Genomic DNA, 16,814 nt, shown 5'->3' with positions numbered 1-16,814 from the left:
TCTGATTTAACTGTTTTTCTTCAAATGTTTTTCAATCACTTTTTATCGTATAAAAGGTTTACTCTTTTGCGTATTATTTTTCTAATTTTACGCAATGAAAAAAGCATTCCAACTCTTCGATTTTAGCCAGAAAGTCAATTATAAAAACGAAATTTTAGCGGGTTTAACTGTAGCAATGACTATGATTCCAGAATCGTTGTCTTTTGCTATTTTGGCTGGATTTCCGCCATTAGTTGGCTTATACGCCGCTTTTATTGCCGGATTGGTTACAGCTATTTTTGGCGGAAGACCAGGAATGATTTCGGGCGGAGCAGGAGCAACGGTAATTGTTTTGATTGCCTTGATGAAGTCGCACGGAATAGAATATGTTTTTGCCGCCGTCGCTCTTGGCGGTGTCGTCCAGATCTGCATCGGACTTTTTAAACTAGGAAAATTTATTCGGTTAGTTCCGCAGCCCGTAATGTTTGGTTTTGTAAACGGTTTGGCGGTAGTGATTTTTATGTCGCAGTTGGAACAGTTTAAAACGGTTGTCAATGGTCAGGTTTCATGGCTTCAGGGAACTCCTTTGTATATTATGCTAGGTTTGGTTGCTTTGACAATTGCGATAGTTTTAGTTTTTCCGAAAATTACAAAAGCGGTTCCAGCATCTCTGGTGGCCATTATGGTTGTTTTTGCAATCGTAATTATTTTTAATATCGAAACCAAAACAGTAGAAGATATCGCTTCGGTTCAAGGCGGATTTCCTCCATTTCATATTCCGAATATTCCATTTTCTTTCGAAACTTTAAAAGTGATATTTCCTTATTCGGTAATTGTTGCGGCTGTTGGTTTAACAGAAGGTTTGCTTACGCTAAATTTAGTCGACGAAATTACAGGAACAAGAGGAAACAGCAATAGAGAATGTATTGCACAAGGAAGTTCAAATATCTTAAATGGTTTTTTCTACGGAATGGGAGGCTGTCCAATGATTGCGCAGACTTTAGTAAATCTTGGAGCAGGATCAAGAGCCAGACTTGCGGGAATTATTGGCGCTTTGACTATTTTAATGATCATTCTTTTTGGAGCTCCCGTAATTGGAAAATTGCCAATGGCAGCTTTAGTTGGTGTTATGATGATGGTTGCCATTACCACTTTTGAATGGGCAAGTTTCAAGATTATCAATAAAATGCCGAAACATGATATTTTTGTTGGAATTCTAGTAGCTTTAATTACCATTATATTGCATAATTTGGCTTTGGCGGTTTTAATTGGTGTGATTATTTCGGCTTTGGTTTTTGCATGGGAAAGTGCTAAAAGAATTCGCGCCAGACATTATATTGACGAAAATGGAATAAAACATTATGAAATTTTTGGACCGTTATTCTTTGGTTCTACAACTGCTTTTTTAGAAAAATTCGATATCCAGAACGATCCAGATCATATTATAATTGATTTTAAAGAAAGCCGTGTTTCAGATATGTCAGCAATTGAAGCTTTGAATAATATTACTAAAAAATACAATCTGCTTAATAAAACAGTAGAACTACAGCATTTAAGCGCCGACTGTAGACAATTGCTGAAAAATGCTGATGCAGTCATTAAGGTTAATGTTATTGAAGATCCTACTTATAAAGTGGTTAGTTAATTAGAAAATGTGACAATTTGATAATTAGATAATGATATTGGCAGCGTGTATTTGTAGATACGCACTGCAGTGCGTCTACGTAATGTATATCAAAAAGCAAACCCGATAGGTTTTTAAAACCTGTCGGGTTTGTTATGTTTATTGGTTTGTCAGGCTGAGCGGAGTCGAAGCCCACATGCCAATTGGAGCGTTCTTTGACTCCGCTCAGGGTGATAATTAAAACAACATCCAAAATTATCTCATTATCAAATTGACAAATTTTCTAATTATCGAATGTTTGATTTTTGTAACTTTGTAAAATGAAACTAACAGAAACTTTAGAGGACTTTTATACAGTAAAAATAAAAGGGATGCCCGAAAATCTAAAAAAAGAGATCGGACATTTTAATGTTTTTAAACTGGATGATTACATTGGAAGTACTTGTAATCCGTTGCCTTATACGCGAAAAGACTTTTATAAAATCAGTTTAATCATTGGAAGAAATAAAGTGCATTATGCTGATAAAGTTGTTTCGATTGAAGATCAAGCTTTATTCTTTGCCAATCCGCAGATTCCGTATAGTTGGGAGCATATAGATGAAAATCAGACTGGGTTTTTCTGCATTTTTACAGACGCATTTTTTAGTCAGTTTGGAAATTTAAAAGAATATCCGTTGTTCCAGCCGGGCGGTAATCCTGTTGTTCCAGTTTCTGTTGAGCTGGCAGAATCTTTAAAAGCAGTGTATTTAAGAATGCTGGACGAAATCAATTCTGATTATGCTTTTAAATATGATGTGCTTCGAAATCTTGTTTTTGAGATTATTCACCTAGCTTTAAAAACGCAGACTGTAACTGCTTCATTATACAGTAAATCGAATGCTACGATTCGTGTTTCTTCTTTGTTTTTGGAATTGTTAGAACGACAATTTCCAATTGAATCGATTTCTCAGCAGATTAATTTCCGCTCGCTTTCTGAATTTGCAAATCAATTAAATGTGCATGTGAATCATTTGAATAAGGCATTAAAGGAAACAACTGGAAAAACAACTTCACAGATTATTTCAGAAAGAATTGTTCAAGAAGCGATGATTTTGCTAAAACAAACCAATTGGAATATTAATGAAATTGCATGGTGTTTAGGGTTTGAAGAATTGTCTCATTTTATCAATTTTTTCAAAAAGAATGTTCAGGTTTCTCCAAAAAATTATCGTTTAGCAGAAATTGTTTGATTTTTGCAACTTCTTGTTTGATTGCTTCAATATTTGAGAAGCACTTCGCTTATACCTTTGTCCTGTAATTATAACGTAAAAAATTAAAATCATGGACAATAAAAAAGTTTGGTTTATCACAGGTGCCTCAAAAGGACTTGGATTAGAATTGGTTAAAAAATTACTAGCAGAAGGTTATAAAGTAGCGGCAACATCAAGAAGTGAAGCTTCTTTAATTAAAGAATTGGGCAGTTTGTCGGAAAGCTTTCTTCCTTTAGAAATGGATTTGGTTGACGAAAAAAGCGTTAAAAATGCAATTGACAAAACCGTAAGCCATTTTAAAACAATTGACGTTTTGGTCAATAATGCTGGTTATGGTTTATTAGGCGCATTAGAAGAATTAAGCGACGCAGAATCTAGAAAAAACTACGAAGTAAATGTTTTCGGATTATTAAATGTAATCAGAAATGCAATGCCAATTTTCCGTGTAAATGAAAAAGGGCATATCTTTAATATTTCTTCTGTTGGCGGTTATTATGGAGAATTTCCGGGCTGGGGAATTTACTGTTCTACAAAATTTGCAGTTGCAGGCTTGACAGAATCTTTGGCGGCAGAAATAAAACCATTTGGAGTTCACGCAACAATTGTTTATCCAGGTTATTTTAGAACAGATTTCTTAAAAGATAGTTCATTATTATTGCCTCAAAATCCAATTGCAGAGTACAAAGAAGTGAGACAATCTGAAATTGCTCACAAAGAAGATATCAATCAAAATCAACCAGGTGATCCTGTGAAATTAGCGGAAGCTTTAATAAAAGTGAGTAACGATCAGAACCCGCCATTACATTTATTTTTAGGCGAAGACGCTTATAATATGGCGAATCAAAAAATAGCAAGCGTTCAAGCAGAATTGGAAAGCTGGAAATCAGTTTCTGTTTCTACAGCGCTTTAAATAGGAAATTCCAATAGCTGAAATTGCTTCGCCTGTTCGCTATCGCTCGGGTCCAAATTCCAAATGCAATGATAAACCCGACAGGTTTTTAAAACCTGTCGGGTTTGGTTGTCTATAATTGATTCAGTTTTGTCAGGCTAAGCGAAGTCGAAGCCTACATACTAATTGGAGTGCCCTTCGACTCCGCTCAGGGTGACATTCGATTATGTAATAAATAAGTTTATGTTTTATTGACTTGCCTCCAGCTTTAGCTGGAGGAATAAAAAGTGCATAAGAAAAAGGCTTTAGCCAAACTTGCTAGTTTGGCTAAAGCCTTTCAAGGTGTTTAAATATGTGAACCTCCAGCTAAAGCTGGAGGCAACTTACTATATTGAGCTATTCCAATTCAAAAATTATCTAATTATCAAATTGACACATTATCTAATTTTAGCGCAGCGCACTCTCAACATCACTCAATTTTCCATCAATTTCTCCAATTTGTAAGCCTAGAATATGAGCAATCAAAGGATAAACCGAAACATTCTGAAATGTTTTTATTTTTTTATTGACTTTAAAAGCTGGGCCTTTTGCATAAAAAATAGCGTGCATATCTTTTTCGTTATTGTCGTAGCCATGCGTTCCGCCATTTATATGAGTGCTTTCTTTGCTTACTAAACTCCAGCCTTTCTCAGCTTCAATAACAAAATCATGCACACGAGGATTTGTTCCGTAATGCAATCTTTCGGGAACTTCAGATGATTTCCAGAATTTAATATGAGGTACTTTTTTCAAGGCATTGGCAATTGAATCCTGATAACCAGGTTTTGCCTGTAAACTCATAATCGGATTAATTACGTCTTTATAACCTAGCCATTCTGGTTTTAGATAATCTAAAACAGCTACTTTTTTATCATTGCTGATAGTAGCCATTCCGTGATCTGAAACGATAATTAAATTGATTTGTTTTCCAATAGGCAATTGATCTAATCGTCCAGATATTTCTCCCATAATGGAGTCCATTTTGATCACTGTTTTTTCAGTTTTTGGCGAAAGCGGACCAAAATTATGCCCTGTATGATCTGGTTCGTCGAAATATAAAGTCACCAAATGCGGACGCTGTTTTTCTGGAAGTTGCAGCCATTTCATAACGGTATCGATTCTGGCACCATACGGAACTTTGCCATCGTAATTTTTGAAATAACTCGGATTTCTGCTATCAATATCAGAACCTGGCCAAAAGAAAGAAGCAGTTTTTACGCCTTGCTGCTCTGCTAAATTCCAAATCGGATTTCCACCATAGAAACGCGAATCATTTTTGGCATTACTTGATAATGAAAAAGACTGATTTAGAGAAGAATCGTAGAAAACATTATTGATAATTCCGTGATGATCTGGATAAAGTCCTGTGACGATAGAATAATGATTTGGGAAAGTCTTACTAGGATAAGACGGTTTCATTGATTTTGCATGAACGCCTTCTTTTTCAATTTGCTTCAGATTTGGAAGATTATACATTTTTCCATAATCCCAACGAAATCCATCCATAGAAATTAAAACAACGTAATTGTCTTTGCTATTTTGGGCTTGTAAAAAAGTAGTGAGAAGCAAAAATGTAAAAGATAAAAAGTGAGTTGTGAATTTTCTCATTGTACAATTTTAAATAGAACCGCAAAGGTATTGATAACAGATTTTTTAAAGAAAAAGAGAATGTTAAATAAAAGGTTTGCCACGAATTACACTAATTTCCACGAATTAATTTTTTTCAATCTTTTGCGCATATTTTAATTAGCCACAGATTGCACAGATTAAAAGGATTTTTATTTTATGCAGATCATAGATTATAAAAATTAAATTAATTTGCTTGAATCTGTAAAATCTGCGTGAAAATTTTTTAGTGTATCCAATAAAGAAATCCTTTTAATCTGTGTAATCTGTGGCAACTTCTTTTACACAAAGCATTAGTGGAAATTCGTGCAATTAGTGGCAAACAAAAAAAGCGCCAGATAAAAATCCGGCGCTTTTAATTTTTAAGAAGAGAATGAATTACATCATTCCTGGCATTCCGCCTCCCATTGGCATTCCGCCTCCGGCATTTTCTTCTTTAATATCAATTAATGCACATTCTGTAGTTAAGATCATTCCAGAAACTGATGCAGCGTTTTCAAGAGCCACACGAGTTACTTTTTTAGGATCGATAATTCCAGCAGTAAGCATATCTACATATTCGTCAGTTTTTGCATTGTATCCGAAATCACCTTTTCCTTCAGAAACTTTCGCCACAACAACAGAACCTTCAAGACCAGCGTTTTCAACGATAGTTCTTAACGGAGCTTCAACAGCGCGAGAAACGATTTGAATTCCTGTTGCCTCGTCAGCGTTGTCAGCTTTTAAGTCAGCTAAAGCAAGTTTTGCTCTTAATAAAGCAACACCACCACCAGCAACGATTCCTTCTTCTACTGCGGCACGAGTTGCATGTAAAGCATCATCAACTCTGTCTTTTTTCTCTTTCATTTCAACTTCAGAAGCAGCACCAACATAAAGAACAGCAACACCTCCAGCTAATTTAGCTAGACGCTCTTGCAATTTTTCTTTATCGTAATCAGATGTAGTAGTTTCCATCTGACCTTTAATTTGGTTTACACGGTTTTTGATGATATCCGCTTCACCAGCACCGCTTACGATAGTTGTATTGTCTTTATCGATAGAAACTCTTTTTGCGTTTCCTAACATCTCGATAGTTGTGTTTTCAAGAGTATAACCTCTTTCTTCAGAAATTACAGTTCCACCAGTTAAGATTGCGATATCTTCTAACATTGCTTTTCTTCTGTCTCCAAAACCTGGAGCTTTTACAGCAGCAATTTTAAGAGCACCTCTTAATTTGTTTACTACTAAAGTAGAAAGAGCTTCTCCGTCAACATCTTCAGCGATAATCAATAATGGTTTTCCTGATTGTGCAACTGGCTCTAAAACTGGAAGTAATTCTTTTAAAGAAGATACTTTTTTGTCGTATAATAAGATATATGGAGAGTCTAATTCAACTTCCATTTTCTCTGGATTTGTTACGAAGTAAGGAGAAAGGTATCCTCTGTCAAATTGCATTCCTTCAACAACGTCAACGAAAGTATCAGTTCCTTTAGCTTCTTCAACAGTGATTACACCTTCTTTTCCAACTTTAGCGAAAGCTGTAGCGATTAATTCACCAATAACTTCGTCATTGTTTGCAGAAATAGAAGCAATTTGCTGAATTTTATCAGAATCGCTTCCAACCACTTTAGCTTGTTTTGCTAAGTCAGCCACTATAGTTTCAACAGCTTTGTCGATACCGCGTTTCAAGTCCATTGGGTTTGCACCTGCAGCAACGTTTTTAAGACCTTCTTTTACGATCGCTTGAGCTAAAACTGTAGCAGTTGTAGTTCCGTCTCCAGCTAAATCATTGGTTTTAGAAGCAACTTCTTTTACCATTTGCGCACCCATATTTTCTAATGCGTCTTTTAATTCGATTTCTTTTGCAACAGAAACCCCATCTTTAGTAACTGTAGGTCCACCAAATGATTTTCCGATAATTACGTTACGACCTTTTGGTCCAAGAGTTACTTTTACAGCATTTGCTAATGCATCAACACCACGTTTTAAACCGTCACGTGCTTCAATATCAAATTTTATATCTTTTGCCATTTTAATATTTGCTTTAGGCAGTAGGCTTTAAGCTTTAGGCTTTCTACTGCTTGATTAGTAATTTTTTTATGCTTTATGCAGTAGGCTTTAAGCTATAGGCTTTCTACTGCGGGTTTTAGTTACAGCATAGTGCTTATTGCCTATGGCTTACAGCTTATTGCTGAACTAATACTTGCTTTAGTTTGTAAATTTTACTTTTTATACTGTTGATTTTTTCTATTTGATTTTCTGCAATTTCACTATTCAAATATTGCAAATCTCGAGCTAAAATCAATAAGTATTCTGTTTCATTTGCAGAACCTAAAGCGATGTTGAGAAATTGATTAAATTCTTTGTCGCTATTTCTTCCGCATCCTTCGCTAATATTAGTAGGGATTGAAGAAGATGCTCTTCTTATTTGACTTGTTAATCCGTAAAGTTCCTCTTTAGGGAAAAAAGAAGTCAATTTATAGATTTCTAAAGTTAAAGAATGACTTAGCTGCCAAATGTCGTATTTTTTAAAATCTCTCATTTTTTGTTAGCTTTAAGCTTTAGGCAGTAGGCTTTAAGCTTTTCAGGAAGGCCTATAGCTTACGGCTTACAGCTTACAGCAATCTTTAGATAATCGCTAAAATATCATCCTCACGCATGATTAGGTAATCAGTGCCTTCTAGTTTTAACTCTGTTCCTGCATATTTACCGTAAAGAACAGTGTCTCCAACTTTTACAGTCATAGTATGATCTTTAGTTCCGTTTCCTACTGCTACAACAGTTCCTTTTTGAGGTTTCTCTTTGGCAGTATCTGGAATAAAAATACCTGAGGCAGTTTTGGTTTCAGCTGCAACAGGCTCAATAAGTACGCGGTCTGAAAGCGGTTTAATGTTTAAAGCCATGATTTTATATTTATTAATAAGTTATACGTTTTTTTTCTGTTCTATAAACTTTCAGAAATTGTGCCATGCTAGAAAAACTGACATTTTTTCTTAAAAAAAATGCCAGCTTTGACAGGCTGGCATTAGATTTTTATATTGAGCTAAAATTATTTAGTAGCTGGAGCTGCAGGAGCAGGAGTAGTTCCTTGTGCAGGAGCTGCAGGTGTGTTTACAGGAGCTTCTGTTTTGTCAATGATTTTAGATTCTGTATCGCTTAAAGATCCAGTGAAACTTAAGCTTGAAAGTAGAATTAGCACAATTAAAACAGTAGCTAAAGTCCAAGTACTTTTATCTAAAAAGTCAGTTGTTTTTTGTACTCCACCTAACATTTGAGTTCCGCTGATAGTAGAAGACAATCCGCCTCCTTTAGGGTTTTGTACCATGATAACTACGATCAATAGAAAACAAACTATTGTGATTAAAACTAAAAAAATTGAAAATGTGCTCATTACTTAATTATTGTTATTGTTATTTTGTTGTAAAATCTTTATATCCGATATGCGGTCTGCAAAGAAAGTAATTTTTTCTGGATATTTCAAAATTAATATTTCATATGCCTGAATTGCCTTTGTATATTTCTTTTGTTCCAGATAAACTCTAGCCAAAGTCTCCGTCATTAGGTATGAATTGTCTTCTGGAGGGCTTTCAATTGGAACTATTGGAGTGCTGTTTCCAGGTTTAATTGGAGAAATTTTCGGATTATTTTCAATAAACTTATCGATAATTTCAGCTTTTTTCTGTCTTTCTTCTTCTAGTCTTGCTTTTTCTGCCGCTTCTTTCTCCGCTTTTTCCTCTGGAGACATATCATTTGAACGATCAATTGGTTCGGTTCTAGATAATTGCAACCATTCTTGGAATGAGTGTTTTTCATTAAGAGAAAAATCCAAAGGCTTCCCAATTTCTAAATGTTCTGCAGCTGTTTTTGCAGGCTCATTAGGCTCTTCTTCTTCGATTATTTCTTCAATCGGCTCGTCATTTTCTTCTTTGATTTCCTCTTCGTCTTTATCCTCAGATTGCAGAACTTCGAGAATTTCTTCTTTTGGTTCTTCAGGTGCTTTTGTTTCAGCTTCTTTAATAGAAGAAAGAATAGATCGTTCAACAGAATTCATTTTAAATTCCGGAATGATCATTTCTTCGATAACACTATCATCTTCCTCATCTTCAACCGAATTTAAAACAGGTTCTTCTGCGATAGGTTCTGCTTTTATTTCTTCAACTTTTACAGATTGTTCAGCATTTACAGCTTCTGCTTCTTTAATTGAACTTAAAATAGAGTTTTCAATACGCTCATTTTTAGGTTCTTCAAAAGTTATTGGGTTTGGAACAGAAGGTGTTTCAGAAACTTTTATAGAACTTAAAATAGAATTTTCAACACGGTCAATTTTAGGTTCTTCCTTTATTATTGTTTCTTCTTCTATTTCTTCTATTAAAGCTTTAGTTTCTTCTTCCTCTTTTTTAATATTTGAAATTGAATCTGTAGAATCAATTTTGTTTTCTATTTCAATTACTGGTTTTTCAAAAGTAACTGAATGTGCTTCTTTGATAGCGAGAAAAATAGACGGATCTATTTCTGGAAGTTTTTTTGGCTCTTCGACTGTTACTGGTTTTTCAAAAGTAACCGAATGTGCTTCCTTTATGGCTAAGAAAATAGAAGGGTCAATTTCAGGAACTTTTTTAGGTTCTTCAGTAATTATAGGTTCCTGCGTTTTTATTGGTTCTTCGATTTTTGTAACCGAAGGAATTTCAATTGAAGAAATTGGACTTTCTTTAATTGTATCTTGAACAGGCTGTTCTTCAGAATCTGTTTTTATCTCGATAGCTTTCTGAATCTGTTCTGGTGAAATTATCTCGCTGTCAAAAACAGCGATTTCAAGAAGATCTCTCAATTTTTGTTCGTAGAAATCATTCTGAATAGAAGTAAAAGCTTCTGAAGTAATAAAATCAAACAACACAGAACGATCTGCCGTATGTGCAGCAGTTACCTTTAAAGCATAATTATACTTAAAACTGTTTTGATTGTAAAGCCCTTTTAATCGCAATGCACGAGCACTTTGAAAATATGGAAATTCATTCAAAACACTGCCTAATGCATCCGCTTGCTTTTCAGTAATAGCATCGGGTTTATTCATTAAGTAGGTATAATCGCTAACGTTCATTCTTTATTTTTTTGGGTTTACTCGGTTAATTTGTTTAATCGTTTATTTGTTTTTATCGCTTAAACGGTTGTGCGGTTAAACGATTCAACAAACAGCAAAATTACCATTTTGCCAATGACTGATTAAAGATATCCTGTGTGATTCTTTCAAAAATAACTCTGATTGCTTCATTTAAAACAGATCCTGTTGGCAAGTCTCTTCCTGGGAAATCGTAATAGAATTCAAATGATTTCTCAAAATCATCTGTTTCTTTCTTTTTATTCATAAAACGCACATTAACACGAATCGATAAACGGTTTTGAGCCGCCTGCTGATCTGCTGTTGCAGTCATCGGAGTGATTCTGTAGTCTGTAATTTCTCCTTCATAAACCAAATCACCGCCATTGCTAACTAAGTTTAAGTTGGTCTGATTCATAATCAAATCCTGTAAAGCTAACGTGAAAGTTCTATCGATTCCAGGTTCAATTAAATCGGCATTATTTTGAAAAAAGTTAACTTGAAATGTTTTGGCGTCGATTTTTCCAGTTCCTGTGAAGTTATAAACTGAACAGCCGCTCAACATGAAAAGGCTTAATAATGCGAAAAGAGAATATATTTTTTTCATAAATGTCTATTGGAAAAAATCCAATGTTTAAAGTTTTAAATTCCAATTGCGATCAAATATAATGATTGGGATTTGGAATTTAGAAATTATAACTTAATTATTTTATAGATCGAATTGCTTGATTTTACGGTATAAAGTTCTTTCAGAAATACCCAATTCATCTGCTGCGGCTTTACGTTTTCCTTTGTTTTTTTCTAGTGATTTTTTGATCATTTCGATTTCTTTTTGTTCCAAACGTAAAACTTCTTCTTCCTCGATAGTTTCAGCAAATAAATAATTATCATCCTGCATTTGATAGTTATCATCACGAACTGCAGGTGTTGTCATAACAGCGGTTCTTGGTTCTTCTTCAAAATCAATTTCGCTGTCGTTTTGCTGATTTCCGTATATTTTCTGAATTAAATTCGGATTAATATCCTGCACTTTAGAAGTGCCATTTTTCATCAATTCTAAAGTCAGTTTCTTCAAGTCATTCAAGTCGCTTCTCATATCAAAAAGCACTTTGTACAATATGTCTCTCTCGGTACTGAAATCACTTTCTTTTTTGCTGTCGCTAATAACAGAAGGCAAATTGCTTCCTTCGGCTGGCAGGTAAGATTGTAAAGTAGCAAGACTGATATCGCGATTGGTTTCTAAAACAGAAATCTGTTCAGCAACATTTCGAAGCTGACGGATATTTCCGCTCCATCTAAATTTTTGCAAAAGCTGTATAGCATCATCATCCAGTCTTAAAGGTGGCATTTTGTATTTATGAGCAAAATCGGCTACAAACTTTCTAAACAACAAATGAATGTCATCGTTTCTTTCACGTAAAGGTGGTAAAGTAATTTCGACCGTGCTTAGACGATAATATAAATCTTCACGGAATTTACCTTTTTCTATTGCATTGAATAAATTCACGTTGGTTGCGGCAACAATTCTCACGTTGGTTTTCTGAACTTGAGAAGAACCTACTTTAATAAATTCTCCATTTTCCAGAACACGAAGTAATCTTACCTGAGTTGTTAGAGGTAATTCACCAACTTCGTCAAGGAAAATTGTTCCGCCGTCTGCCACTTCAAAATAACCTTCACGTGTGCTTGTTGCACCTGTAAAAGCGCCTTTTTCGTGTCCGAAAAGTTCACTATCAATAGTTCCTTCCGGAATTGCACCGCAGTTTACGGCAATATATTTACCATGCTTTCTATGTGAAAGCGAATGTATAATTCTTGGAATATTTTCTTTACCAACACCACTTTCCCCAGTTACCATAACCGAAATATCAGTTGGAGCAACCTGAATGGCTTTTTCGATAGCACGATTTAACTTTGGATCGTTACCAATAATCTCAAATCGTTGTTTTATTGCTTGAACTGTTTCCATGTATATTTTTTCTTTTGCCACGAATTTCTCGAATTTCACAAATTTTTGAAAAAGTGGTCAATGAATAACTCTTTTGTGTTGTAATGTCTTTTTATTAAAATTAACGATAATTCCTAAATCACTATCAGCTAATTTTAAATAATTTATTGTTTGAGCGATATATTCATCAACTATTTCTTTTGATGCTTTCACTTCTAATATGATTTCGTCATATACTACAAAATCGGCATAAAATTTATGCGCTAAAACAATTTCTTTATATTGAATGTCATATTCTTTTTCACGTTCATAAGGAATATTGTGCTTTCTAAATTCATATTCTAATGCATCCTTGTAAACAATTTCCAAAAGGCCACCACCTAATATTCTATGAACTTCCATGCAAATTCCAACAATTTTATAATATTCTTCTTTTCTATATAATTCCACGATTTTACTTTTTAAGCAAATCTATAGAAAATATTGAAAGAAAATTCGTGTAAATTTATGGAATTCGTGGCTAAAAAAAATTAATTCATGCTACTCAAACCAACAGCTTCGCCTTTTAAAGTTCCACTAGTACAGCTTGTGATTTTTACATTTACGAAATCTCCAATTTTGTAATTTTCTTTTGGGAAAACTACCGTAATGCTTTGAGAATTTCTTCCAGAAAATTCATCTTTAGATTTTTTAGAAACTTTTTCTACTAAAACTTCAACTGTTTTTCCAACAAATTCCTCGCTTCTAAACCAAGCATGTTTTTGCTGTAAATCGACAATTTCTTGTAATCTTCTGGCTTTTGTTTCCTCTTCAACATCATCTTTCATTTTTCTTCCGGCAAGAGTTCCAGGACGTTCGGAATATGAATACATATAACCGAAATTATATTTTACATATTCCATTAAACTCAAAGTATCTTGATGATCTTCTTCAGTTTCAGTTGGGAAACCGGCAATCATATCCTGCGAAATCGAAGCATCGGGAACAATCGCTCTGATTTTATCAATCAGTGCCATATATTCTTCACGAGTATGTAAACGATTCATTTCTTTTAAAATTCTATTGCTTCCGGACTGCACTGGCAAGTGAATATGTTTGCAGATGTTTGGGTATTTTGCAATAACATGCAAAATACTTTCGTGCATATCCTGCGGATTTGAAGTAGAAAATCGAATACGCATTTTAGGGAAGCCAGCGGCAACCATTTCTAATAATTGATCGAAATCTACTGCAGTTGCTTTTTGCATTTCAGAAGCGTTTACAAAATCTTTTTTCAAACCGCCGCCGTACCAAAGATAACTGTCAACGTTTTGACCCAAAAGTGTAACTTCTTTATAGCCATTATTCCACAAATCCTGAATTTCGTTCATAATACTCTGTGGTTCACGGCTACGTTCACGACCGCGTGTAAAAGGCACAACGCAAAACGTGCACATATTATCGCAACCGCGAGTAATCGAAACCAAAGCAGTAATTCCGTTGCTCATTAAACGAACAGGCGAAATATCTCCGTACGTTTCTTCTTTTGATAAAATTACATTAATGGCGTCACGTCCTTCTTCAACTTCTGCCAATAAATTTGGAAGATCTTTATAAGCATCTGGACCAACAACAAGATCAACTATTTTTTCTTCTTCCAAAAACTGACTTTTCAAACGCTCGGCCATACAGCCCAAAACGCCCACTTTCATTTTCGGATTGGTACGTTTTACAGCATTATATTTTTCCAAACGTTTACGAATAGTCTGTTCAGCTTTGTCACGAATAGAACATGTATTCACCAAAACCAAATCGGCTTCTTCAAGAACCGAAGTTGTGTTATATCCTCCGTCAGACAAAATGGAAGCTACGACTTCACTGTCCGAAAAATTCATCGCACAGCCGTAACTCTCTATAAAAAGTTTTTTAGTATTCTCAGGTTTATTTTCCAAAACAAGACTTTCGCCCTGTTTGCTTTCTTCAATAATCTTTTCCATTGTAAAAATTCAAAGTGCAAAGATAGGGTAATTGAAATGAATATGACAAGATGTCAGATAAAGAATTAACAATGTTTTGAGAATTATTAATAGAGCATTCATTTGCAGACTTTAGTGAGGAAAAAATATAAAGAGAAATTCATAATTAACAATTCACAATTTAGAATTATCAGGAGCTATTTCCAGCTTTCCACTCCAAGTCCTCATAAAAAAAGCAAAGTTTCTAATGTTATAAAAAAGCTTCCGTTGGTCGCTTTTTTAAAACAAGAAACTTTTGCTTTTTTTACTCCGGGCTTTCCATTGCAATCTGGGCTAGGAATTATATAATGGAAAATTATTTCTTTAATATAAATTCATAGATTTCCTCAGTTATGCTTTTTACGGTTTCATTTTTTGAAAAATCTTCCCAAGTAATTTCTTTGTTGATTGTTTTATCTAATATTATTTTACTTAAATAAGCTTTGTATTCACTTTTAAGTGATTTAGGAGTTCTTCCGGAAGTTTCAAAAACATCGTTTAATTCAGGTATTTTTAATGCTTTAAGGTACTCTCCAATATATTTGTCATTATAGTCTTCAATGTTAATTTTCGAGATTTTTTTACTTATCGATTCTTGGACTGAGATTTTTTCTTCTTCTTTTTTAATTTTATTCTTATTGCATAATTCGATCATTGCTTTTGACCATATTTCGACACTTATTAAGTTTTCAATTTCTCTATACGGACTCGTTGATTTGTATTTTAAATTTTCAGGATTTAATTCACAAAGTTCTTTATGTTTTTCATGTTTTTCTTCTTTGCCAGAATCATTATCAGCAAGAATGAAAATCTTATTATTTAAAGCAAAAGCTTTGATGTTGTCGTTGTCTTCATAGCTAAATTCATAGTGAACTAAATTTGATCCAGCATATTCAAGGAAGGCAAAGTCAATATCTTCACGTGGCATGGACCTTTTTTCAGAATTGCAATAAGCAATAAGAAAAGCTTTAATATAATTTCTATCTGATATACCTTCAACCCAAATACTTGAATTGGCAAGAAATACTGAAGAATTGTTAACGCCTAATTCTCTTATTATTTCATTGTTTCCTGCATTAACATTTTTGATTTGGAATTTACCATTTTCTTTTTTGGAAAATGAATAAACAGAAATATTGTCTTTTTCTATTGTTAAATCTAATAAATGATTAGAATGAGTAGCAATTACATAGGTTAGTTTTTTCTTCGTTAAGACTTGATTGTTTGTTATTTGTTCGAGAAATAATCGTTGCATTCCTGGGTGTAAATTCAATTCAGGCTCATCAATAAAAATCATTGTGTTTTCAGGAGCGATAAATATCGTATACATTAATACTATCAGAGATTGTATACCATCTCCTAGATCGTGTAGATAGTTGCTTTTGTCTTTTATATGAATATTTATAATTTCATTTTTGTCATTATTTTCATGTTTTTCATTAATATTGAATTGTGCTACAATATCTATAGGTTCACTATTAAAAAATTCTTTTCCTATGAATTTTTCAAATTCATCAAATCTTTTTCGCTCTTCTTTTAAGCCATTTCGGGCATTAACAATTTGATTGTAAAGATCTAATCCTGTAAAAGTGTATATTTTTTTTTCAGAAGATTCTTGTTCTTCTTTAATAGTTGGTTCTATGCTTTTAAAAGAACTTAAATTGTAATTTTTGGTAATTGTATCTAAAAAAATATTTTTTTTAATCTTGCAATAATCGTTATTGCCAAATTCCTTTTCTTCAAAAAGAGAGTGAGCAGTTCTTAGTGTTGGGATTAAATAATTTAGTTTGGTGCCTATGAGTTTAAATTTGTAAAAATTTGTAATTTCTTCGTTTAGTAAAATAATGTCAGCTATTAACTGATTGAAACTAGAACGAAATCCAATAGGAGTATTGTATTTTCGATTAATGTAGTAATGTCTTATAATATGGGTTGGTGTTGTCTGAATACCATTCAATAGTTTTTTGTGATTTTCAAGCTTTCCTATAAACGTTGTTTTGAAATATTCTTCCTTCGACATATTTAATGGTAATATTTCGACCATAGTGTTTTCTGTAACAAAAGGGAGGATAGAATTGGATGAAAGATTTGGCTTTCTAAGCCAATCAATATCTAAATCCAAGAGGATTGTATTATAACTCGTGATTTTTTCTTCTAAAATATTCAAATTGAATATTCCAGAATTAGTTTTTTGCTTCATTAGCGCTCTTATAAATCTACTTTTTCCGCTATTGTTTGATCCAACAAAAATATTTATTGTATTAAAGTTTGGTAATATTTGAATAGATTCTTCTTCATTGAATAAAGAATAATCGCTAAAATCAAGTTGTTCTGACTTGTGTAATAAAAGGTCATATTTATTCATTGCTAGATGGTTGAAATGTTTAAACT

At 33.6% G+C, this 16,814-nt stretch carries 14 protein-coding genes; 3 read left to right on the top strand and 11 right to left on the bottom strand.

Translation table 11 applies throughout. From position 1 onward, the window contains the following. Positions 1-94: 94 nt before the first annotated feature. The 3 genes from NU08_RS06645 to NU08_RS06635 all read left to right on the top strand — a co-directional run bounded on the left by NU08_RS06645 (position 95) and on the right by NU08_RS06635 (position 3,763). Positions 95-1,624, top strand: coding sequence for a SulP family inorganic anion transporter (locus tag NU08_RS06645; protein WP_129746390.1), 1,530 nt, complete (start codon positions 95-97; stop codon positions 1,622-1,624). Between the two features lie 299 nt (positions 1,625-1,923). Further along, positions 1,924-2,832, top strand: a complete 909-nt coding sequence (locus NU08_RS06640) for a helix-turn-helix domain-containing protein (protein WP_129746389.1) — start codon at positions 1,924-1,926, stop codon at positions 2,830-2,832. 91 nt (positions 2,833-2,923) lie between these two features. Further along, positions 2,924-3,763, top strand: a complete 840-nt coding sequence (locus tag NU08_RS06635) for an SDR family NAD(P)-dependent oxidoreductase (RefSeq protein WP_129746388.1) — start codon at positions 2,924-2,926, stop codon at positions 3,761-3,763. Positions 3,764-4,189: 426 nt separating this feature from the next. Here NU08_RS06635 and NU08_RS06630 read toward each other — a convergent pair whose 3' ends face one another. The 11 genes from NU08_RS06630 to NU08_RS06580 form a co-directional block, all read right to left on the bottom strand. Further along, on the bottom strand, positions 4,190-5,389 hold the full coding sequence (locus NU08_RS06630; RefSeq protein ID WP_129746387.1) for an ectonucleotide pyrophosphatase/phosphodiesterase: 1,200 nt from the start codon (positions 5,387-5,389) through the stop codon (positions 4,190-4,192). A 396-nt stretch (positions 5,390-5,785) separates the two neighbouring features. Beyond that, on the bottom strand, positions 5,786-7,417 hold the full coding sequence (gene groL, locus NU08_RS06625; protein WP_111365082.1) for a chaperonin GroEL: 1,632 nt from the start codon (positions 7,415-7,417) through the stop codon (positions 5,786-5,788). A 154-nt stretch (positions 7,418-7,571) separates the two neighbouring features. Next, complete coding sequence (locus tag NU08_RS06620) at positions 7,572-7,928, bottom strand: four helix bundle protein (RefSeq protein ID WP_129746386.1); 357 nt, start codon at positions 7,926-7,928, stop codon at positions 7,572-7,574. An 85-nt stretch (positions 7,929-8,013) separates the two neighbouring features. Further along, on the bottom strand, positions 8,014-8,289 hold the full coding sequence (gene groES, locus NU08_RS06615) for a co-chaperone GroES (protein ID WP_008467105.1): 276 nt from the start codon (positions 8,287-8,289) through the stop codon (positions 8,014-8,016). A 146-nt stretch (positions 8,290-8,435) separates the two neighbouring features. Then, the gene (gene secG, locus NU08_RS06610; RefSeq protein WP_129746385.1) at positions 8,436-8,777 is read right to left on the bottom strand and encodes a preprotein translocase subunit SecG; all 342 of its coding nucleotides are present in this window, start codon (positions 8,775-8,777) and stop codon (positions 8,436-8,438) included. 3 nt (positions 8,778-8,780) lie between these two features. Next, positions 8,781-10,484 carry a tetratricopeptide repeat protein gene (locus NU08_RS06605; protein ID WP_129746384.1) on the bottom strand — a complete coding sequence of 568 codons (1,704 nt, stop codon included), beginning with the start codon at positions 10,482-10,484 and terminating at the stop codon, positions 8,781-8,783. A gap of 100 nt (positions 10,485-10,584) precedes the next feature. After that, entirely contained in the window at positions 10,585-11,088 is a 504-nt protein-coding gene (locus NU08_RS06600; RefSeq protein WP_129746383.1) for an LptE family protein, read from the bottom strand. A gap of 102 nt (positions 11,089-11,190) precedes the next feature. After that, the gene (locus NU08_RS06595; RefSeq protein WP_129746382.1) at positions 11,191-12,450 is read right to left on the bottom strand and encodes a sigma-54 interaction domain-containing protein; all 1,260 of its coding nucleotides are present in this window, start codon (positions 12,448-12,450) and stop codon (positions 11,191-11,193) included. A gap of 57 nt (positions 12,451-12,507) precedes the next feature. Continuing rightward, positions 12,508-12,879 (bottom strand): GxxExxY protein, encoded by a 372-nt coding sequence (locus NU08_RS06590; RefSeq protein WP_129746381.1) that lies wholly within the window; start codon positions 12,877-12,879, stop codon positions 12,508-12,510. Positions 12,880-12,959: 80 nt separating this feature from the next. Then, complete coding sequence (gene miaB, locus NU08_RS06585; protein ID WP_129746380.1) at positions 12,960-14,405, bottom strand: tRNA (N6-isopentenyl adenosine(37)-C2)-methylthiotransferase MiaB; 1,446 nt, start codon at positions 14,403-14,405, stop codon at positions 12,960-12,962. A gap of 334 nt (positions 14,406-14,739) precedes the next feature. Further along, positions 14,740-16,788 carry an ATP-dependent nuclease gene (locus tag NU08_RS06580; protein ID WP_129746379.1) on the bottom strand — a complete coding sequence of 683 codons (2,049 nt, stop codon included), beginning with the start codon at positions 16,786-16,788 and terminating at the stop codon, positions 14,740-14,742. Positions 16,789-16,814 lie beyond the last annotated feature (26 nt).

Source organism: Flavobacterium anhuiense (assembly GCF_004151235.1).
In the GTDB taxonomy this organism is placed as follows: Bacteria; Bacteroidota; Bacteroidia; order Flavobacteriales; family Flavobacteriaceae; genus Flavobacterium; species Flavobacterium anhuiense_A.
This window is presented reverse-complemented; position numbering and strand designations above follow the sequence as displayed.

Bases quoted from the DNA above. Each gene is read 5' to 3' on its own strand.
- NU08_RS06645 (WP_129746390.1), top strand. From the start codon at position 95: ATGAAAAAAGCATTCCAACTCTTCGATTTTAGCCAGAAAGTCAATTAT.
- NU08_RS06640 (WP_129746389.1), top strand. From the start codon at position 1,924: ATGAAACTAACAGAAACTTTAGAGGACTTTTATACAGTAAAAATAAAA.
- NU08_RS06635 (WP_129746388.1), top strand. From the start codon at position 2,924: ATGGACAATAAAAAAGTTTGGTTTATCACAGGTGCCTCAAAAGGACTT.
- NU08_RS06630 (WP_129746387.1), bottom strand. From the start codon at position 5,389: ATGAGAAAATTCACAACTCACTTTTTATCTTTTACATTTTTGCTTCTC.
- groL (WP_111365082.1), bottom strand. From the start codon at position 7,417: ATGGCAAAAGATATAAAATTTGATATTGAAGCACGTGACGGTTTAAAA.
- NU08_RS06620 (WP_129746386.1), bottom strand. From the start codon at position 7,928: ATGAGAGATTTTAAAAAATACGACATTTGGCAGCTAAGTCATTCTTTA.
- groES (WP_008467105.1), bottom strand. From the start codon at position 8,289: ATGGCTTTAAACATTAAACCGCTTTCAGACCGCGTACTTATTGAGCCT.
- secG (WP_129746385.1), bottom strand. From the start codon at position 8,777: ATGAGCACATTTTCAATTTTTTTAGTTTTAATCACAATAGTTTGTTTT.
- NU08_RS06605 (WP_129746384.1), bottom strand. From the start codon at position 10,484: ATGAACGTTAGCGATTATACCTACTTAATGAATAAACCCGATGCTATT.
- NU08_RS06600 (WP_129746383.1), bottom strand. From the start codon at position 11,088: ATGAAAAAAATATATTCTCTTTTCGCATTATTAAGCCTTTTCATGTTG.
- NU08_RS06595 (WP_129746382.1), bottom strand. From the start codon at position 12,450: ATGGAAACAGTTCAAGCAATAAAACAACGATTTGAGATTATTGGTAAC.
- miaB (WP_129746380.1), bottom strand. From the start codon at position 14,405: ATGGAAAAGATTATTGAAGAAAGCAAACAGGGCGAAAGTCTTGTTTTG.
- NU08_RS06580 (WP_129746379.1), bottom strand. From the start codon at position 16,788: ATGAATAAATATGACCTTTTATTACACAAGTCAGAACAACTTGATTTT.